The sequence below is a fragment of the Aeromicrobium panaciterrae genome (assembly GCF_039537165.1).
Lineage (GTDB): Bacteria > Actinomycetota > Actinomycetes > Propionibacteriales > Nocardioidaceae > Aeromicrobium > Aeromicrobium panaciterrae.
Map to the genome: position 1 here is coordinate 2,278,788 of NZ_BAAAZZ010000002.1, position 20,060 is coordinate 2,298,847.

The following is a 20,060-nucleotide window of genomic DNA, read 5'->3' on the forward strand; positions in this document are numbered from 1 at the left end:
ATGGTGAAGCTCATGCGCATCGGCGTGCTCGCCTCGGTGTCAGCTCTCGTGCTCAGCGGCTGTGGCTTCTCGCCCTACAAGCTCCCGCTCCCGGGTGGCGCTGACCTCGGCGACAAGCCCTACACCGTCAAGGTCGAGTTCCGTGACGTCCTCGACCTGGTGCCGCAGAGCGCCGTACGTGTCAATGACATCGCCGTCGGCAAGGTGACCGACATCAAGCTCAACGGCTGGACCGCGCTGGTGACCGTCAAGGTCAACAAGGACACCAAGCTGCCGGACAACGCCGAGGCCACGATCCGCCAGACCAGCCTCCTGGGCGAGAAGTTCGTCTCGCTCGCTGCTCCCAAGACCGGCGCATCGGGCACGCTGAGCGACGGTGACGTCATCCCGCTCGACCGCGCCGGTCGCAACCCCGAGATCGAAGAGGTGCTCGGCGCTGCATCGTTGCTGTTCAACGGCGGTGGCCTCGAGAAGACCAACACGATCGTCAAGGAGCTCAACAACGCTCTCGATGGCAACGAGCCCGAGGTCAAGGAGCTCATCAACTCCACGTCACAGTTCATCGGCCAGCTCGACCGGAACAAAGCGGCACTGCTGACGTCGCTCGAGAAGGTCAACAACCTCGCAGTCGAGACCAACAAGCAGAAGGCTGCGATCACCGGGGCACTCGACGACCTCCCTGAGGCGCTGACGGTCATCAACAACCAGCGAGACGACCTCGTCAAGCTCCTCGACTCGCTGTCGAAGCTCGGCGACGTCGCGACCGACGTGATTCGCCGCTCCAAGGACGACGCGGTGGCCGATTTCAAGGCGCTGGTGCCGTCACTGACCAACCTTGCGAAGGCCGGCGACGACCTTGCGACGGCCACCAAGGCGCTGCTGAGCTACCCGTTCTCGGACGGCTTCGTCGGCAACACGTACGCGACGGCCACCGGACGATGCGTCGACGGCGGCGTCAAGGAAGGCGCGTGCTTCGGTGACTTCGCCAACCTCTCGCTGGGCCTCGACATCAGTGCCGTCCAGCTGACCAACATCCTCAACGGCTACGCACCGGAGGCCCCGATTCCCTCGCCGACGCAGCCACTGCAGGACGTCGTCGACCTCGTCACCGGACTGGTGCCCGGCGGCGTACAGATCCCGACCATCCCTGGTCTCCCCGGCAGCCAGCCGTCACCCACGTCGACTTCCGGGACCGACACGACGTCGGGCGGCCTCGGCCTGCCGAGCTTCTGCTCGCTGCTGGGGAAGTGCCGCGCCCCGGTCGTCAGCGACCGGGACAACGATCTCGTCCAGCTGATGGTGGCAACAGAGGTGACCTCATGATCTCCAGGCTGACCAAGATCCAGCTCATCATCTTCGCCATCGTGACGGTGCTCGGTGGAGCGTTCGTCGGCGGGCGCTACGCGCAGATCGACCGACTCTTCGTCGAACGCAGCTTTCCCGTGTCAGCCCAGTTCACTGACTCCGGCGGCATCTTCGCCGGCGCCCAGGTGACCTACCGCGGCATCCCGGTCGGCAAGGTCAGCAAGCTGCAGTTCAAGGACAATGGCGTACGCGCGACGCTCGAGATCGAGGACAGCGCCCCCAAGATCCCGGCAGACGTCCTGGCCGTCGTCGCCAACAAGTCGGCGATCGGTGAGCAGTTCGTCGACCTGCAGCCTCGCAGCAACTCGGGGCCCTACCTCGCCAAGGGCACGGCGATCACCGTCAAGAACACGCGCATTCCGATCGACACCACGACGTTGCTCGTCGACACCAACGACCTGGTGAAGTCTGTCAACACCGATGACCTGCGCACGGTTGTCGACGAGCTGGGCCAGGCGTTCGAGAGCACCGGCCCCGATCTCGCCACGATCCTCGACACCTCATCGGCCTTCATCAAGGAGGCCGACGACAACATCGACGTGACCAGGGCCCTCATCCGCGGCTCGGGCACCGTGCTGCAGACACAGATCGACAAGCAGGATTCAGTCCAGACCTTCTCCAAGAACCTGCGCCTGTTCTCCGACAGCTTTGCTGCGGCGGATCCCGACCTGCGCCGGTTGCTCGATGACGGCAGTGTTGCTGCAACGGCCCTGCGCGAGGTCGTCGACGAGAACTCCGCGACACTGGGCAAGGCCGTCAACGATCTCGTCACGGCCAACCGGCCGCTGTCGCAGAACGTGCTCGGCCTGCAGGCGATCTTCATCCTCTACCCCTACCTCGTCGAGGGCTCGTTCGGCGTGCTCGACCCGAAGACGGAGGGCGGCAAGACCGTCTACAACGCCACCTTCGGACTGGTCGCCACTGACCCCACCCCGGTCTGCAGCTACGCAGCAAACGGGGGACCGGCCTCGGGCTACCGTCAACAGCGTGAGGAAGCGGTCATCAGCGACCGGGCTTTCGATACCAACTTGGACTGTAAGGTCGAGAACAACCACATTGTGCGACAGCCGTCCAAGACTGTCCTCAAGCGCTCAGCCGTCATCAGCGACTCCGGGTCGTACGCGGCTGAGGGCCCGACGGCATCTGGAAAGGACTCCTGGAAGTGGCTTCTGCTCGGTCCGGCGACACGCTGACCTCTGACAATGCGACCACCTGGTCGAGCCGCCCGCGAGTCATACGAGTACTTGCCGTCCTCACAGCGACCGGGCTCGTGCTCGGGCTCCTCGGCGCGTTCCTCCCGAAGGCGTTCAGTGACGATGACACCTACGGTGGCGCGGAGCGAGAGAAGGTCATCTCGCGGGCCAAGGACTTCGCCACGGCCTACAACACCTACGACATCGCCAACCTGGCCGACTACCAAGAGCGCCTCAAGGGTGTGCTGACTCCCACGTACGACAAGGAGTTCGTCAAGGTGACAGATGCCGTGTTCGCCGCGCTGAAGGACAAGAAGCAGAAGAGTGGCGAGGCGAAGGTGCGCGGCGTCGCGATCGAGAGCATCGACGACGACTCGGCCGAGGCGATCGTGGCAGTCGACGCGACGATCACCAACACCGACAACAAGGCTGCGATCGTGCGCCATTTCCGCTGGAAGGTGTCGTTCACCAAGAGCGGCGACGACTGGCGCGTCAACAACTTCGAGAGCGTCGCCGCCGTGACGGCGACCGCGGGGGACCCGAGCACGACGGCGCCGTCCCCGACGCCCACGACGACCGAGGGGGCTGCCGAATGAGCGAGCCCAACGGCCCCGTCAACCGTCGCCGAATCGCCGGCGAGAGCACGCCCGCCGTCAAGAAGGCCACGGCCAAGAAGGCGCCGGCCAAGAAGACCACGGTCAAGAAGGCGGCAGCCAAGAAGGCGCCGGCCAAGACGAGCGCGGCCAAGGCGGCGCCCGTCGCGAAGGCCGTGCCACCCAGGAAGGTCGCGACTCCGGTCAAGAAGGCCGCACCGCCGACCCCGTCGGTCGCGAGCGGCGCGTCGGTCATTGCGAAGTCACGTCAGCCGGAGGCGTCAGGCTCGGCATCGACCCGAGGAGACGGTCCCTCGCGACGAGATCTCGGCTGGCTGATCCCGGCGTCGCTGCTGGCGATGGCATCGCTCGTGATTGGGGCGTTCCTCGCGTTCCAGGGTCTCAAGGACATCACGCAGGACGACGGCGAACGGGCCTCGAACGAGAAGGCGGCCTCGGCGGCGGCCTCCGCTGCGGCGGAGACGATCTTCTCCTACCAGTTCAACAAGCTGGACGAGCATCTCACGGCCTCCAAGAAGCTCATGACGACGTCGTTCGCCAAGGACTTCGAGAAGATCGCCCCCGCGCTCGACGAGGTCGCACCCCAGCGCCAGGTCCAGGTCCAGGCCGTCGGACGCAACGCAGCAGCTCTCAGCTGCGGCGACGAGTGCTCGCCCGGCACCGTCAACGTCCTGGTGTTCCTCGACCAGGCTCGGCTCGTCGACGGATCAAAGCAGCCCGACGTCATCGGCAACCGCATCACGATGAAGATGGTTCACCGCGACGGTCAATGGCTCGTCGACGACATTCGCGCTGTCTAGAACGTTCCGACGGAGCACGTACGGGCTCCAAATGCAACGAAAAAGCAAAACTTCCAGAACGAAAAGCCAAATAGCGTCCCCTACCGATTGGCGATTGTCAAGACCCGCCCTTGCTTTCGGGGTGTCGAGCGGGTTACTATTAACTTTCGCGTCCGCCTCGCTATGCCCTCCTTCAAATGCTGGTTGGAAGGCGCCCCTTGACCGGGGTCGATTGGCGTGCGCGGAGCACTCTCACTGAGCCACCCGCCTGCGAGCCCTTGGAAGGACCCCTCTTGGCCGCCTCGCGCACCACAGCACCTGTTCAGCCCCGCCGTATCTCGTTCGCCAAAATTGCAGAACCTCTCGAGGTCCCAGAGCTCCTGGCTCTGCAGACCGACAGCTTTGCATGGCTGATCGGCGACGACTCATGGAAGGCCGGAGTCGAGCAAGCGCTCGCCGCCGGTCGCACCGATGTCTCGACCAAGTCCGGACTCGAGGAGATCTTCGAGGAGATCTCGCCGATCGAGGACTTCTCCGAGACCATGAGCCTCTCGTTCCGTGATCACCGGTTCGAGCCGCCCAAGTACTCCGTCGAGGACTGCAAGGATCGCGACGTCACGTACGCCGCTCCGCTGTTCGTCACCGCGGAGTTCATGAACAACGAGACTGGCGAGATCAAGAGCCAGACCGTGTTCATGGGCGACTTCCCGCTGATGACCGACAAGGGCACGTTCATCATCAACGGCACCGAGCGTGTCGTCGTCTCCCAGCTCGTCCGCTCGCCGGGCGTCTACTTCGAGCGCACGCCCGACAAGACGTCCGACAAGGACATCTACACCGCCAAGGTCATCCCTTCGCGCGGTGCGTGGCTCGAGTTCGAGATCGACAAGCGTGACATGGTCGGTGTCCGCCTCGACCGCAAGCGCAAGCAGAGCGTCACCGTCCTGCTCAAGGCACTCGGCTGGTCCGAGGCGCAGATCCTCGAGGAGTTCGGCCAGTACGAGTCGATCCGCCTGACGCTGGAGAAGGACAACACCACCACGCAGGACGAGGCGCTCCTCGACATCTACCGCAAGCTGCGTCCGGGCGAACCGCCGAGCCGCGAGGCTGCGCAGACGCTGCTCGACAACTACTACTTCAACGCCAAGCGGTACGACACGGCCAAGGTCGGTCGCTACAAGATCAACAAGAAGCTCGGCGCTGACGAAGCATTCGACCAGCAGACGCTGACGATCGACGACATCGTGTCGACGATCAAGTACATCGTTGCCCTCCACAACGGCGACACCGAGCTGGACACCCCGGCCGGCAAGACCATCGTCGAGGCTGACGACATCGACCACTTCGGCAACCGTCGTATGCGCACCGTGGGCGAGCTGATCCAGAACCAGCTCCGCACGGGTCTCGCGCGCATGGAGCGCGTCGTACGCGAGCGGATGACGACCCAGGACGTCGAGGCCATCACGCCGCAGACCCTGATCAACATCCGTCCCGTGGTCGCTGCACTCAAGGAGTTCTTCGGAACGTCGCAGCTGTCGCAGTTCATGGACCAGAACAACCCGCTCGCGGGCCTGACACACAAGCGTCGTCTGTCGGCCCTCGGACCGGGTGGTCTGTCGCGTGAGCGTGCCGGCTACGAAGTCCGTGACGTCCACCCGTCGCACTACGGTCGTATGTGCCCGATCGAGACGCCTGAAGGCCCCAACATCGGTTTGATCGGCTCGCTCGCGTCCTACGGTCGCATCAACTCGTTCGGATTCGTCGAGACGCCTTACCGCAAGGTCGTCAAGGGCAAGGTCTCCGACGAGGTCGACTACCTCACGGCAACTGACGAGGACCGTTTCATCATCGCCCAGGCAAACTCGGCGCTGACGGACAAGTCCACGTTCGCCGAGGACATGGTGCTCGTGCGTCAGAAGGGTGGCGAGGCCGAGCTTCGTCCCGCCGCTGACGTCGACTACATGGACGTGTCGCCTCGCCAGATGGTGTCGGTCGCGACCGCGCTGATCCCGTTCCTCGAGCACGACGATGCCAACCGCGCCCTCATGGGCTCCAACATGCAGCGTCAGGCAGTCCCGCTGATCCGCAACGACGCGCCACTGGTCGGCACCGGCATGGAGTTCCGTGCCGCCGTCGACGCCGGCGACGTCACGGTGGCCAAGGCCTCGGGTGTCGTCAAGGAGGTCTCGGCCGACGCGATCGAGATCACCCAGGACGACGGCTCGGACTTCACCTACCGCCTGTCGAAGTTCAAGCGCTCCAACCAAGGCACGTGCACCAACCAGCGTCCGCTGGTCGTCGAAGGTCAGAAGGTCGTCGTGGGCACTCCGCTCGCCGACGGTCCCTGCACCGACGAGGGCGAGATGGCGCTCGGCACCAACCTGCTGGTGGCGTTCATGCCGTGGCAGGGGCACAACTACGAAGACGCGATCATCCTGTCGCAGCGTGTGGTCCAGGACGACCTGCTCACCTCGATCCACATCGAGGAGCACGAGGTCGATGCCCGTGACACCAAGCTCGGCCCCGAGGAGATCACCCGGGACATTCCCAACGTCTCCGAGGAGATGCTCGCCGATCTCGACGAGCGCGGCATCATCCGCATCGGTGCCGAGGTCGGCAACGGCGACATCCTCGTCGGCAAGGTCACGCCCAAGGGCGAGACCGAGCTGACCCCCGAGGAGCGCCTGCTCCGCGCGATCTTCGGTGAGAAGGCGCGCGAAGTGCGCGACACCTCGCTGAAGGTTCCGCACGGCGAGTCCGGCACCGTCATCGGCGTCCGCGTGTTCGACGCCGAGGAGGGCGACGAGCTGTCGCCCGGCGTCAACCAGCTCGTACGTGTCTACGTCGCGCAGAAGCGCAAGATCTCCAACGGTGACAAGCTTGCCGGCCGTCACGGCAACAAGGGCGTCATCTCCAAGATCCTGCCCGTCGAGGACATGCCGTTCCTCGAGGACGGCACCCCCGTCGACATCGTGCTCAACCCGCTCGGTGTCCCCGGCCGAATGAACGTCGGTCAGGTGCTGGAGACCCACCTCGGTTGGGTCGCCAAGACCGGTTGGCAGATTCCGGACGATGAGAAGGACGAGTGGGCCGAGCGCCTGCGCAAGATCGGTGCTGACAAGGCCGAGCCGGCGACCAACATCGCCACCCCGGTCTTCGACGGCGCTCGTGAGGACGAGATCCAGGGACTCCTGGCCTCGACCCTCGAGAACCGCGACGGCGCGCGCATGGTCAAGCGCGACGGCAAGGCGATGCTGTTCGACGGTCGTACCGGCGAGCAGTTCCCCGATCCCGTCTCGGTCGGCTACATGTACCTGCTGAAGCTGCACCACCTGGTCGACGACAAGATCCACGCACGCTCCACGGGTCCCTACTCGATGATCACCCAGCAGCCGCTCGGCGGTAAGGCCCAGTTCGGTGGCCAGCGCTTCGGTGAGATGGAAGTGTGGGCACTCGAGGCGTACGGCGCCGCATACGCGTTGCAGGAGCTTCTGACGATCAAGTCAGACGACATCCTCGGCCGCGTCAAGGTGTACGAAGCGATCGTCAAGGGCGAGAACGTACCCGAGCCGGGCATCCCGGAGTCGTTCAAGGTTCTCGTCAAGGAGATGCAGTCCCTGTGTCTCAACGTCGAGGTGCTCTCCAGCGACGGATCGCCTGTCGAGATGCGCGACGCCGAAGAGGATCTCTTCCGCGCCGCCGAAGAGCTCGGCATCGACCTGTCCCGGCGCGAGCCCTCCAGCGTGGAGGAGGTCTGAGCGTTCGACGCTCAGCCTCATCCACCACCCAGCTTGAAACTCTGAAAGGGAAAGAAGACCAACGTGCTTGACGTGAACTTCTTCGATCAAATCCGGATCGGTCTCGCGACCGCCGACGACATCCGCGGATGGTCGTTCGGCGAGGTCAAGAAGCCCGAGACGATCAACTACCGCACGCTCAAGCCCGAGCGTGACGGCCTCTTCTGCGAGAAGATCTTCGGTCCCACCCGGGACTGGGAGTGCTACTGCGGCAAGTACAAGCGGGTGCGCTTCAAGGGCATCATCTGTGAGCGCTGCGGCGTCGAGGTGACTCGTTCCAAGGTGCGTCGTGAGCGCATGGGCCACATCGAGCTCGCCGCTCCCGTCACGCACATCTGGTACTTCAAGGGTGTTCCGAGCCGTCTGGGCTACCTGCTCGACCTGGCACCGAAGGACCTCGAGAAGGTCATCTACTTCGCGGCCTACATGATCACCAAGGTCGACGAGGATGCTCGTCACAAGGACCTCTCGAGCCTCGAGACCAAGATCGACCTCGAGCGCAAGCAGCTCGAGAACCGTCGTGACAACGAGGTCAACGAGCGCATGCAGAAGCTCGAGGAGGACCTCAAGGCACTCGAGGACGAGGGCGCCAAGGCTGACGCCAAGCGCAAGGTCAAGGACGCCGCCGAGCGTGAGGCCAAGCAGCGTCGCGACCGCACCCAGCGTGAGATCGACCGTCTCGACGAGGTGTGGAACCGCTTCAAGGCACTCAAGGTCCAGGACCTCGAGGGTGACGAGCTGCTCTACCGCGAGATGACCTACCGCTTCGGCAAGTACTTCGAGGGCTACATGGGCGCCATGGCGATCCAGAAGCGCCTCCAGGACTTCGACCTCGACGCCGAGGCCGAGTCGCTGCGCGAGATCATCGCCACCGGCAAGGGACAGAAGAAGACCCGCGCGCTCAAGCGCCTCAAGGTCGTCTCCGCGTTCCTCGGCAGCAGCAACCACCCGTCAGGCATGGTCCTCGACGCGGTTCCGGTGATCCCGCCGGAGCTTCGTCCGATGGTCCAGCTCGACGGTGGCCGCTTCGCCACGTCGGACCTCAACGACCTCTATCGTCGCGTGATCAACCGCAACAACCGCCTCAAGCGCCTGCTTGACCTGGGTGCTCCGGAGATCATCGTCAACAACGAGAAGCGGATGCTCCAGGAGGCCGTCGACTCGCTGTTCGACAACGGCCGTCGTGGCCGTCCGGTCACCGGACCGGGCAACCGTCCGCTGAAGTCGATCTCCGACATGCTCAAGGGCAAGCAGGGTCGTTTCCGTCAGAACCTCCTCGGCAAGCGCGTCGACTACTCCGGCCGTTCGGTCATCATCGTCGGCCCGCAGCTCAAGCTGCACCAGTGTGGTCTGCCCAAGCAGATGGCGCTCGAGCTGTTCAAGCCGTTCGTGATGAAGCGTCTGGTTGACCTCAACCACGCGCAGAACATCAAGAGCGCCAAGCGCATGGTCGAGCGGGCCCGTCCCGTCGTCTGGGATGTCCTCGAAGAGGTCATCACGGAGCACCCGGTGCTGCTCAACCGCGCACCCACGCTGCACCGACTGGGCATCCAGGCGTTCGAGCCGCAGCTCATCGAGGGCAAGGCCATCCAGATCCACCCGCTCGTCTGCTCGGCGTTCAACGCCGACTTCGACGGTGACCAGATGGCGGTGCACCTGCCGCTGAGCGCCGAGGCCCAGGCCGAGGCTCGCGTGCTGATGCTGTCGACCAACAACATCCTGAAGCCGTCTGATGGGCGCCCGGTCACCATGCCGACCCAGGACATGATCATCGGCCTGTACTTCCTCACGCTCGAGCGTGAGGGGCACGTGGGTGAGGGCCGTGCGTTCAGCACGGTTCCCGAGGCGATCATGGCGTTCGAGCGCGACGAGATCTCGCTCCAGAGCCACGTCAAGGTCCGCATCGACGGCGAGATCCGGGAGACGACCCTCGGTCGTGCGATCTTCAACGAGGCGCTTCCGGCCGACTACCCGTACGTCAACCACCAGGTGGGCAAGAAGGAGCTGGGTGTGATCGTCAACGATCTCGCCGAGCGCTACTCCAAGGTCGACGTCGCCAACGCCCTCGACAACCTCAAGGACACCGGTTTCCACTGGGGCACCCGCTCCGGCGTCACCGTGTCGATCGAGGACGTCATCACGCCTCCCGGCAAGCAGGCCGTCCTCGACAAGCACGAGACCCTGGCCGCCAAGGTGCAGACGCAGTTCGACCGCGGTCTCATCACCGAGGACGAGCGTCGTCAGGAGCTCATCGAGATCTGGACCCAGGCGACTGCCGAGGTCTCGGGAGAGATGGAGAGCCTGTTCCGGGCCAACCCGGACAACCCCATCTGGATGATGGTCGACTCCGGCGCCCGAGGCAACATGATGCAGGTTCGCCAGATCGCCGCCATGCGTGGTCTTGTGGCCAACCCGAAGGGCGAGATCATTCCTCGTCCCATCAAGGCCAACTTCCGTGAGGGTCTGTCGGTCGTCGAATACTTCATCGCGACCCACGGTGCCCGCAAGGGACTCGCCGACACCGCGCTGCGTACGGCTGACTCCGGTTATCTGACGCGTCGTCTCGTCGACGTGAGCCAGGACGTCATCATCCGTGAGGACGACTGCGGAACCGAGCGCGGTCTGCGTCAGGTCATCGCGACCAAGCTCGACGACGGCCGTGTGGTCGCCGCCGAGAACGTCGAGACGTCGGCCTACTCGCGTACGGCGGCTGGTGACATCACCGACGCCAAGGGCAAGACGCTCCTGCCCAGCGGCAGCGACCTCGGCGACGTCGAGATCGAGCAGCTCATCGCTGCGGGTGTCGAGGAGATCAAGGTCCGCACCGTCTTGACCTGTGAGGCCAAGGCGGGCACCTGCGCCAAGTGCTACGGCCGTTCGCTCGCGACCGGCAAGCTCGTCGACATCGGCGAGGCCGTCGGTACCATCGCGGCCCAGTCGATCGGTGAGCCCGGCACGCAGCTGACCATGCGTACCTTCCACACCGGTGGTGTGGCCGGAGACGACATCACGCACGGCCTTCCGCGCGTCGTGGAGCTCTTCGAGGCACGCCAGCCCAAGGGTCGTGCGCCGATCACCGAGTCCGCAGGTCGCGTCGCGATCGACGACTCCGACAAGACGCGCAAGCTCGTCGTCACCCCCGACGACGGCTCCGAGGTCCTCGAGTACCCCGTCACGAAGCGTTCGCGCCTGCTGATCGAGGACGGCGACCATGTCGAGGTCGGGCAGCAGCTCACACACGGCACCCCGGATCCGCAGGAAGTCCTGCGCATCCTCGGTGTCCGCCGCGCGCAGGAGCACCTCGTGGACGAGGTCCAGGAGGTCTACCGCTCGCAGGGTGTGGCCATCCACGACAAGCACATCGAGATCATCGTGCGGCAAATGTTGCGGAGAGTCACCGTCATCGAGCAGGGTGCGTCCAACCTGATCCCGGGTGACTTGGTCGACCGTGCCAAGTTCGAGGAAGAGAACCGTCGCGTCGTCGCCGAGGGTGGCACCCCCGCCTCCGGTCGTCCGGTGCTGATGGGCATCACGAAGGCCTCGCTGGCCGTCGAGTCGTGGCTGTCGGCCGCCTCCTTCCAGGAGACGACCCGCGTCCTCACTGACGCTGCCATCCACGGCAAGTCGGACTCGCTGCGCGGCCTGAAGGAAAACATCATCATCGGAAAGCTCATCCCGGCTGGTACCGGTCTCGACCGTTACAAGAACATCCGGGTGGAGCCCACCGAGGCCGCACGTCAGGCCGCCTACGCCGTCACCGGCTACGGCGACTACGACTACGGATTCGGCGCCGCTGACGCCGCACCCGTGCAGCTCGATGACTTCGACTTCACGTCCTACGACAACTGAGCCAAGACACGAAAGAAGGGCCCCACCTCACGGTGGGGCCCTTCTTCTGTGCGCCAGTGAACCCGTAGGCTGCGCGTGCGCACCGTCTTGGCTTACGGGAGGGATCAGGGATGGACGTCGGATGGATTGTGACCGTGGTCGCCTTGATTGGCGTTGCCTTAATGGCTCCTGCGGCGATACGACGTGCATTCGCAACGCGTAGGGCGTTGCGTGGCAAGCCGGATGATCCGGCATGAGGTTCGATTCCTCTGGGATTCCTCTTGCGATCTTCTCCTTCGTCGGGGCGGCCATGCTCGTGATCTTCCGCGATCGGCTCATCGACCTGGACGACCGGATCGCCAAGCGGCACAGGACGGCGGAGGAGCGCGAAAAGTATCGACGACTGGCGCTGATCCCGGTCGCATTCTTGTTGCTATGGGGGCTCGCAGCCCTCGTCACACTTTCCTAGTTCGTCCCTGCCTAGAAGTCGTTGGCGCGGAGGATCTCGTCGAGCTGCTCGCCGGTCTGAGCCGCGTGCTCCGGTGTCTCGTAGAAGTGGCGGTGGGTGTCGGAGAGATGCCCTGAGTAGCCGCCGGGTGGCCAGTTGCAGATCTCGTCGGTCCTGGCGCAGAACGTGATCGCCTTGGGGCGGAGCGCCTTCGGGATCGGCGTGCCGGCGCCGAGCTTGCCCGGCCCGGGCGTGGATTCGTCATACAACCAGTAGGCGATCTTGTCGTCTGGGTTGCGCCGCGGGTCGGAGATCATCGCCACCAGCACGACGCGTTCGATCTGGCGAGGTGTCAGCTCGAGGGCGGTGCCGTGCACGATCTGCGCACCCTGGCTGAAGCCGACCAGGGCGAACCGGCTGGAGCGGCACTGCTTGCCGAGGCTGGTCAGCAGCTTGCGGGCAGAGGCGACACCGGTCAGGACATTGGCGGTGTAGGCCGGGCCGCTCGCTGCTGGATAGGGAATGCCGACCAACCGCACGGTGGTGTCGCTGCGTTGATGCAGCTTCTGAGCCATCGCGGTCACCGAGCGGCGTACCTCTGTTCCGGAGCCGAAGTTCTTGGTGGCCGACTGGTCGGAGCCACGGGCGCCAAGGACGATCAGGTCGGCGCATTTCTCGGAGGTCAGCGCCGGCTGGTCCTTGGGGGTGACGGTTGCCGTGGGAGCGGCGGGAGTGGGGGAGGCCGAGCACGCTGCCAGCAGCACGAGCGCGCCGCAGGCCACCAGGCGCCGGATCACGCCTTGTCGGCCTCTGCGGCGGCCTTCTTCTCCTCCGCCTCACGGAACAGTCCCTTGAGCCTCGGCTCGAAGATCGGCCGGAAGATCCGCGACACGGGCTTGGTCATCAGCAGGTTGGCCAGGATGAACGCGCCGAGGATGCAGGCGATGACGGCGTTGACACCGTACTGGTCGATCTTGTCGAACAAGTCGAACTGCAGGTCGAGGACCAGGATGAAGTAGCCGTGCAGCAAGTAGGCGTAGAACGTACGTCCGCCCAGCGCCGTGGTCCAGGACTTGGCCCTCGGCACCAGCGACAGCGCGGCGAACGTCAGGACGAAGCCGATCACGAGGAGCTCGGCGCGCTGGGTGATGCCCTCGAGGGCCGTGGCGCTGAGCGGGTCCTCGTCGTAGCGCTGCTTCCACAGCAGCCAGTCGGTGGTCCAGCTCTTGGAATAGATGTAGCAGACGACGAGCGCCGCGCCGAGCAGAGTTGCGGACGCGATGCGGACCGACGTCGCACCGAGGCGTTCGAAGATCTGACGGTTCATGTGCATGCCGACGACGTAGAACGGCAGGAAGCCGAGCACCTTGGGCAGGGCCAGCACATTGGGCACCTCGATCAGGCCGACAGCCAGCGAGATGATGATCGACGTCGTGATCGGATAGCGCAGGGCCCGCCAGATCGGCGTCGTCAGCCGCCAGATGAACAGGGCAGCCATGAACCACGCGAGCCACTGCGGCGACAGGATCATCAGCGGGTCGGGCTCGCCGGTGTAGTGGCGGGTGATCAGCTGCAGCGCGGTCTCGGTGATGAGGTACGGCACCACCAGCGTGCTGACGATGCGCCGGACCTGACGGGCATCGCCGACATAGTTGCGGGCGGTGTAGCCGGAGATCAGCACGAAGAACGGCATGTGGAACGAATAGATCCACACGTACACCCCCCGTGCCGAGTCCATCTCGGTGAACTGGGTGAGGACGTGGCCGATGACGACGAGCAGCATGACCCAGTAGCGGGCGTTGTCGAGGTAGGCCACCCGCTCCTTGGGAGGCGCGGTGGTCAGGGGCAACGGTTCGAGCGACGTCATGCCGGCACCACTTCAGGGAGGGTGCACGCTGGGGAGGTGCCAGCCTGACACCCATGCCTTTTGATGCTCTCGCTGCGCTCGTTCATGCCGCCGCCTCCGGAAGTCTCAACGGTTGGGAGGCGCCGGCATTGATGCTGTGCTTTTTGATGCTCTCGCTGCGCTCGTTCATGCCGCCGCCTCCGGAAGTCTCAACGGTTGGGAGGCGCCGGCATTGATGCTGTGCTTTTTGATGCTTTCGCTGCGCTCGTTCATGCCGCCGCCTCCGGAAGTCTCAACGGTTGGGAGGCGCCGGCATTGATGCTGTGCTTTTTGATGCTCTCGCTGCGCTCGTTCATTGTGATTGACTCTAATAGCCGCTGCTGAACTTCACCTGTGGAGGATTGAGTGCCCGACCCGACGCGTACGCAACGACTTGGGGCGTACGCCGTGGTCACCGATGGCGCGCAGATCCTGCTGACCCGCATCTCCGACGTGGGCCACCCGTCCGGCTGGTGGGCGCTCCCCGGAGGCGGCGTCGACCACGGCGAGTCACCGCATGCTGCGGTGCGACGTGAGCTGTACGAGGAGACCGGGCTGACCGCCAGGACCGCGGCACTGGTCGACGTGCACGACGTGCACATCGTCGAGGTCGGTCGCGGAGACATGTATGAGGACTACCACGGCGTTCACCTGCTCTATGCCGTCGACATCGAGCCCGGCACCGAGCCGCACGTCGTCGAGGTCGGCGGCACGACCAGCGAGGTCAGATGGGTCGACCTCGCGGACGTCGGATCAGCCGTGCAGCCGATCCTGCCGGTCGTGGCCTACGCGGTCGAGAACCTTCACTTCTTCACGGGCGCGGGATAGGAGAACAGCATCGTGTAGCTGCCCCGTGCCGAGAGCACGTTGGTCGCCCGCACGGTGGAGCCGTCCGCAGCGATCGCCGAGTAAGTCGTGTTGACCTCGTTGAGGTCCTCCGACACGTCCTTGGTGAACTGGCCCTTGACGCCGGCGTCGATCACGAACTGCTGGGCGATCTGGTCGCCCTCGGTGGCACGCTCGGTCGTCAGCATGACGAATCCGGGGTTGTAGCCGCTGAGGATGATCGTCGCCGCCTTGGGCGCGACCCACTTGCGAACCAGCGGGGTGTTGCTGGGCGCGTCCTCGTCCATGCGCGGGAAGATCAGCCCCGAGGTGTCGCCACCAGACTTCACGTCGGGGACGTTCTTGATCTCGTTGGACTCGCGCGTCAGCTGACCCGTACGCGGGTTGCCGACGTACTCGACCATCAACGTCATGATCGGCCGGGTCTGTGCAGCAGGCGGCGAGGTGCGGGTCGTGACGTTGCCCGGGTCGACCGTCATCGTCACCTGGATGTCACGTTCGTCGGTGGTGAGTCCACGCACCTGCAGGTGGCATCCGGTGATGCGCCGGTTGATGGCGGTGCAGTACTTCGCCAGGTTGGTCGTGGAGACCTCCGAGGCGGGGATCGCGGCGGAGATCTGCGCGAGCATCCGGCGTACGACATCGGTCGGCTTGCCGTCGATGCGCATCAGCGAGATCGTCGTGTCCGGCTTCGGCGGGTCCTCGATCGGCTTGAACGTGTCGTCGCTCGGCGGGGTGTCGATCTTGGGCACCTCGGACGGGAGGGGAGTGCCCTCACGCTCGGCCTGGTCGGCCTTGTCCTTGTCCTCCGCCTCGCGCTGGGCGATCGCGGCGTCGAGCTCCGGCTTGTAGGCAGCGATCAGGGCTGCGCTGCGAAAGCGCGCGAGCGGACCGATCTGCGTCGCGCCCTTGGGCACCTTGAAGCCGTACGTGATGGGACTGTCGGGACCGGCTTCGTGCTCCGACACGTCGGGCGGCGGTGTCGTCGAGGATGACGAGACCGGCGTCGTGGGAGTGTCGGACGTGTCCTTGTCGCAGCCGGCGAGGACGACGAGAACAGCGCACGTCACCGCCGTCAGTGTTGCTGTTCTGCTCATGGGGCCCCTTCAAGTCGCCCGCCCAGCCTAGAACACCCCTCCCAAGGCTCAGCCGCGGGAGACGTACGCCGTATTCTCTCCACTGTCGATCAAGGAGAGTCACGAGATGTCGTTCCGCCCCGATCAGCCCGAGACCGTCTTCACGTACGGCGCACCCGGCCTCAAGTTCGGGGTGGGCGCCCGCCACGAGATCGGCTTCGACCTCACCCAGCTCGGCGCGCGGCGCGTGCTCATCGTGACCGATCCGGGAGTCGCCGCGACAGGTGCGCCGGCGGAGATCGCCGAGACCCTCGAGGCGGCCGGCATCGAGTCGGTCGTGTTCGACCGGTCCCGGGTGGAGCCCACGGACGGCAGCATGATCGAGGCCATTGAGTTCGGCCGCTCCGAGGGGCCGTTCGACGCGATCGTCGCGGTCGGCGGCGGCAGCAGCATCGACACCGCCAAGGCCGTCAACCTCCTCACGACCAACGAGGGCGAGCTGATGGACTACATCAACGCACCGGTCGGCAAGGCCAAGCCGCCGACGGCGCCGCTCCTGCCCCTGATCGCCGTGCCCACCACGACCGGCACCGGCAGCGAGAGCACCACGATCTGCGTGCTCGACGTCGTCAGCCAGCACGTCAAGACCGGCATCTCGCATGCGCGACTCCGCCCCACCCTCGCGGTCGTCGACCCCGAGCTCACGCTGAGCCAGCCGTCCGGAGTCACCGCCGCCGCCGGGCTCGACATCCTGTGCCACGCCCTCGAGAGCTACACGGCTCGGCCCTACGAGTCATACGAGCACAAGACCGCCGCCCAGCGGGTGCCCTACTGCGGATCCAACCCGATCGCCGACATGTGGTCCGAGAAGGCTCTCAGCCTGATGGCGTCGTCGTTCCGTACGGCGGTGCACGACGGCAGCAACCTGGCGGCGCGCACCGAGGTGGCGATGGCCGCGACGTTCGCCGGGCTGGGCTTCGGCAACGCCGGCGTGCACATCCCGCACGCCAATGCCTACCCGATCGCCGGCCAGGTGCGCGACTTCCGACCTGACGACTACGACGCAGACCACGCGATGGTCCCGCACGGCATGGCGGTGTCGCTGACAGCGCCGGCGGCGTTCCGGTTCACGTTCGACGCCGCACCGGATCGCCACGTCCGCGCGGCCGAGCTGCTCGCTCCGGGTGCCACGCGCCCCGACAACGCTGCCGAGTTCCTGCCGCAGGTGCTCACCGAGCTGATGCGTGACGTCGGCATCCCCGCCGGCATCGGCGCTGTCGGGTTCGGTGAGGGCGACATCGGCTCGCTGGTCGAAGGCACCATGAAGCAGCAGCGGCTCCTGGCAACGGCGCCGGTCGAGGTCACCGAGGACGATGTCGCACGGATCCTCGACGACTCGATCGAGCTCTGGTGACGGCGGTCGACACCGCGACCCGTGACGTCGTGGCCGAGCTGCGGCGGCGCGGGATCGGGGACCTCGACGACTCGACGCTGACCCGCGCGCTCTACAGCACCGACGCGTCGCTCTATCGCGTCGTGCCGCAGGTCGTCGTACGTCCGCGCTCGGTCGACGAGGTGCTGGCGACGATCGAGGCCTGCCGGACGACCGGCACGCCGCTGACCTCCCGTGGCGCCGGCACCTCGATCGCGGGCAACGCGGTCGGCACGGGTGTCGTGCTCGACTTCTCCCGCCACCTCAACCGCGTGCACGAGATCGACGCCGAGGCCCGTACGGCGACCGTCGATCCGGGCACGGTGCACGCCGTGCTGCAGAAGGCCGCCATGGCGCGGGGCCTGCGCTTCGGGCCCGACCCGTCGACCCACACGCGGTGCACCGTCGGCGGGATGATCGGCAACAACGCCTGCGGCTCCCGCGCGCTGGCCTACGGTCGTACGTCTGACAACGTCGTACGACTCGACGCCGTGACGATGGCGGGGGAGCGGCTCTCCCTCGGCGGCGAGCAGGCTGCATCGTCGACGCTCGACCAGCTCAAGAGCATCGTGGCCGACGAGCTCGCCGTGATCCGTACCGAGTTCGGCACGTTCGGCCGGCAGGTCTCCGGCTACAGCCTCGAGCACCTCCTGCCCGAGAACGGTTTCGACGTCGCCACGTTCATGGCGGGCACCGAGGGCACGCTGGCGACGCTGACGTCGGCGACCGTACGGCTGGTCGAGGACCCGTCCCACCGGCTGATGCTCGTGCTGGGCTACGGGTCGATGGCCGAGGCGGCCGACGACGTGCCCGCGATCCTCGAGTTCTCGCCGACGGCGTGCGAGGGGCTCGACTCGCGGATCGTCAACGTCGTACGCGACCACGGCGGCACGGTGCCCGAGCTGCCGCGTGGGCAGGGCTGGCTGTTCGTCGAGATCTCCGGCGCCGACGCGGGAGAGATCGCCGACACCGTGCGAAAGGCAGCGGCAGCGGCGTCGGCCGTCGACAGCCGCATCGTGACCGATCCGCGCGAGCAGGCCGTGCTGTGGCGCATCCGCGAGGAAGGTGCCGGGCTCGCGACCCGCACCCTGCCCCGCAAGGCGTTGTCGGGGTGGGAGGACGCCGCCGTCCCGCCGGAGCGACTCGGCACCTATCTCCGCGAGCAGGACGTGTTGCTCGCCGAGTACGGGCTCGATGGCGTTCCCTACGGTCATTTCGGCGACGGCTGCGTACACATCCGCATCGACTTCCCGCTCGACGACCCGGGCGGACACGACCTGTTCCGCGGCTTCCTCGTGGAGGCGGCGACGCTGGTCTCGTCGCTCGGCGGCTCGCTGTCGGGCGAGCACGGCGACGGACGCGCGCGCTCCGAGCTCCTCCCGCTGATGTACTCCGACACCGCGATCGGCCTGTTCGGCAAGGTCAAGTCCGTCTTCGACCCCGACGACCTGCTCAACCCCGGAGTGCTCGTACGCCCCAGCGCGCTCGACGCCGACCTGCGCGGCCCCGAGTCGATGCACGCACGCCTCGGGTTGCGGCTCCTGCACGACGAGGGCGACTTCGGCAAGGCGGTGCACCGCTGCACGGGTGTCGGCAAGTGCCTCGCCGACAACAGCAGCTCCCACGGCGTCATGTGCCCGTCGTTCCAGGCGACCCGCAACGAGAAGGACTCGACCCGCGGCCGTGCCCGCGTGCTGCAGGAGATGGTCGACGGCCGGCTCGTCACCGGCGGGTGGCGCTCGCCTGAGGTGCACGAGGCACTCGATCTCTGTCTGTCCTGCAAGGGGTGCACCAGCGACTGCCCGACCGGCACCGACATGGCGACCTACAAGTCCGAGGTCCTGCACCAGGCATACAAGGGCCGGCTCCGCCCGCGCAGCCACTACCTCCTCGGCCAGCTGCCGCGCTGGGCACGGCTCACCTCGCCGTTCGCGCTCCTCGCCAACCTCGCACTCCGTACGCCGGGGGTCCGCTCGGTGATCCGCTGGGCGGCCGGCGTCGACCAACGGCGCAGCCTGCCGATGTTCGCGCGTGGCAGCTTCCGGCGCTGGGCCGGCAAGCGTCCCGTGGCACCACGCGACGACCGTCCGCCGGTGCTCATCTGGGTCGACTCGTTCACCGACTACTTCACCACGGCCGGCGGCAAGGCAGCGTTGTCGGTCCTCGAGTCGGCCGGCTACCGCGTCGAGGTGCTCGGCCGCCGGGCCTGCTGTGGTCTCACCTGGATCACGACCGGCCAGCTCGACCATGCCCGCGAGCTGATCGCCGAGACCGTCGCGACGCTGCACCCGTACGTCGCCGCCGGGACCCCCATCGTCGGGCTCGAGCCGTCGTGCCTCGCGGTCCTTCGGTCCGACGCCGTCGAGCTGACCGACGACCCCCGCGCCGTCGAGGTCGCCGGGGGAGTGTTCACGCTGGCGGAGCTCCTGCAACGTACGCCGGGGTGGGCCGCGCCAGACCTGACCGGCACCCACGTCGTCGTACAACCGCACTGCCACCAGGCGTCGGTGATGGGCTTCGACGCCGACATGGCGCTGCTCGAGTCGACCGGTGCGACGATCCAGCGGCTGTCGGGCTGCTGCGGCCTCGCCGGCAACTTCGGCGTCGAGAAGGGCCACCACGAGGTCTCCGTCGCGGTCGCCGAGCTCCAGCTGCTGCCTGCGCTTCGTAACGCGAGGGCCGACACGATCGTTCTCGCTGATGGGTTCTCGTGCAGGACCCAGCTGAAGGACCTGGCGGACCATTCCGCACTGCACCTCGCACAACTCCTCGATCACTAGCCCGGTCACAATCGCCG

The 20,060-nt window shown here is 66.2% G+C and carries 13 protein-coding genes; 10 read left to right on the plus strand and 3 right to left on the minus strand.

Annotated elements, in window-relative coordinates:
* The 7 genes from ABD683_RS12020 to ABD683_RS12050 all read left to right on the plus strand — a co-directional run bounded on the left by ABD683_RS12020 (window position 1) and on the right by ABD683_RS12050 (window position 12,045).
* Window positions 1–1,323 (plus strand): MCE family protein, encoded by a 1,323-nt coding sequence (locus ABD683_RS12020; protein WP_344770198.1) that lies wholly within the window; start codon window positions 1–3, stop codon window positions 1,321–1,323.
* Complete coding sequence (locus ABD683_RS12025) at window positions 1,320–2,558, plus strand: MCE family protein (protein WP_344770199.1); 1,239 nt, start codon at window positions 1,320–1,322, stop codon at window positions 2,556–2,558. The genes ABD683_RS12020 and ABD683_RS12025 overlap by 4 nt, the downstream gene beginning before the upstream one ends.
* Window positions 2,528–3,154, plus strand: coding sequence for a hypothetical protein (locus tag ABD683_RS12030; RefSeq protein WP_344770200.1), 627 nt, complete (start codon window positions 2,528–2,530; stop codon window positions 3,152–3,154). The genes ABD683_RS12025 and ABD683_RS12030 overlap by 31 nt, the downstream gene beginning before the upstream one ends.
* Window positions 3,151–3,972: a hypothetical protein gene (locus ABD683_RS12035; protein ID WP_344770201.1), complete on the plus strand. Its 822-nt coding sequence runs from the start codon at window positions 3,151–3,153 to the stop codon at window positions 3,970–3,972. Before ABD683_RS12030 ends, ABD683_RS12035 begins: the two co-directional genes overlap by 4 nt.
* Window positions 3,973–4,244: 272 nt before the next feature.
* The gene (gene rpoB, locus ABD683_RS12040; protein WP_344770202.1) at window positions 4,245–7,709 is read left to right on the plus strand and encodes a DNA-directed RNA polymerase subunit beta; all 3,465 of its coding nucleotides are present in this window, start codon (window positions 4,245–4,247) and stop codon (window positions 7,707–7,709) included.
* 63 nt (window positions 7,710–7,772) lie between these two features.
* Window positions 7,773–11,597, plus strand: coding sequence for a DNA-directed RNA polymerase subunit beta' (locus ABD683_RS12045; protein WP_344770203.1), 3,825 nt, complete (start codon window positions 7,773–7,775; stop codon window positions 11,595–11,597).
* Window positions 11,598–11,829: 232 nt separating this feature from the next.
* Window positions 11,830–12,045: a hypothetical protein gene (locus ABD683_RS12050; protein WP_344770204.1), complete on the plus strand. Its 216-nt coding sequence runs from the start codon at window positions 11,830–11,832 to the stop codon at window positions 12,043–12,045.
* 11 nt (window positions 12,046–12,056) lie between these two features.
* Here ABD683_RS12050 and ABD683_RS12055 read toward each other — a convergent pair whose 3' ends face one another.
* Both ABD683_RS12055 and ABD683_RS12060 read right to left on the minus strand, forming a co-directional pair.
* Window positions 12,057–12,821 (minus strand): cutinase family protein, encoded by a 765-nt coding sequence (locus ABD683_RS12055; protein WP_344770205.1) that lies wholly within the window; start codon window positions 12,819–12,821, stop codon window positions 12,057–12,059.
* Window positions 12,818–13,891: an acyltransferase family protein gene (locus ABD683_RS12060; protein WP_344770206.1), complete on the minus strand. Its 1,074-nt coding sequence runs from the start codon at window positions 13,889–13,891 to the stop codon at window positions 12,818–12,820. Before ABD683_RS12060 ends, ABD683_RS12055 begins: the two co-directional genes overlap by 4 nt.
* A 384-nt stretch (window positions 13,892–14,275) precedes the next feature.
* On the opposite strand from ABD683_RS12060, the gene ABD683_RS12065 reads away from it, so the two are divergent.
* Window positions 14,276–14,737 (plus strand): NUDIX hydrolase, encoded by a 462-nt coding sequence (locus ABD683_RS12065; protein ID WP_344770207.1) that lies wholly within the window; start codon window positions 14,276–14,278, stop codon window positions 14,735–14,737.
* Here the strand turns inward: ABD683_RS12065 and ABD683_RS12070 are convergent.
* Window positions 14,713–15,852: a hypothetical protein gene (locus ABD683_RS12070; RefSeq protein ID WP_344770208.1), complete on the minus strand. Its 1,140-nt coding sequence runs from the start codon at window positions 15,850–15,852 to the stop codon at window positions 14,713–14,715. The two genes, ABD683_RS12065 and ABD683_RS12070, sit on opposite strands and share 25 nt — an antisense overlap.
* Window positions 15,853–15,958: 106 nt before the next feature.
* Here ABD683_RS12070 and ABD683_RS12075 point away from each other — a divergent pair, with 106 nt between their 5' ends.
* Window positions 15,959–17,245 (plus strand): hydroxyacid-oxoacid transhydrogenase, encoded by a 1,287-nt coding sequence (locus tag ABD683_RS12075; RefSeq protein WP_344770209.1) that lies wholly within the window; start codon window positions 15,959–15,961, stop codon window positions 17,243–17,245.
* Complete coding sequence (locus tag ABD683_RS12080; RefSeq protein WP_344770210.1) at window positions 17,242–20,043, plus strand: FAD-binding and (Fe-S)-binding domain-containing protein; 2,802 nt, start codon at window positions 17,242–17,244, stop codon at window positions 20,041–20,043. The genes ABD683_RS12075 and ABD683_RS12080 overlap by 4 nt, the downstream gene beginning before the upstream one ends.
* The last annotated feature ends 17 nt before the right edge of the window (window positions 20,044–20,060 follow it).

What these genes read in the sequence shown, in the direction of transcription:
- ABD683_RS12020 (WP_344770198.1), top strand. Translation starts at nt 1, where the DNA reads ATGGTGAAGCTCATGCGCATCGGCGTGCTCGCCTCGGTGTCAGCTCTC.
- ABD683_RS12025 (WP_344770199.1), top strand. Translation starts at nt 1,320, where the DNA reads ATGATCTCCAGGCTGACCAAGATCCAGCTCATCATCTTCGCCATCGTG.
- ABD683_RS12035 (WP_344770201.1), top strand. Translation starts at nt 3,151, where the DNA reads ATGAGCGAGCCCAACGGCCCCGTCAACCGTCGCCGAATCGCCGGCGAG.
- ABD683_RS12050 (WP_344770204.1), top strand. Translation starts at nt 11,830, where the DNA reads ATGAGGTTCGATTCCTCTGGGATTCCTCTTGCGATCTTCTCCTTCGTC.
- ABD683_RS12060 (WP_344770206.1), bottom strand. Translation starts at nt 13,891, where the DNA reads ATGACGTCGCTCGAACCGTTGCCCCTGACCACCGCGCCTCCCAAGGAG.
- ABD683_RS12070 (WP_344770208.1), bottom strand. Translation starts at nt 15,852, where the DNA reads ATGAGCAGAACAGCAACACTGACGGCGGTGACGTGCGCTGTTCTCGTC.
- ABD683_RS12075 (WP_344770209.1), top strand. Translation starts at nt 15,959, where the DNA reads ATGTCGTTCCGCCCCGATCAGCCCGAGACCGTCTTCACGTACGGCGCA.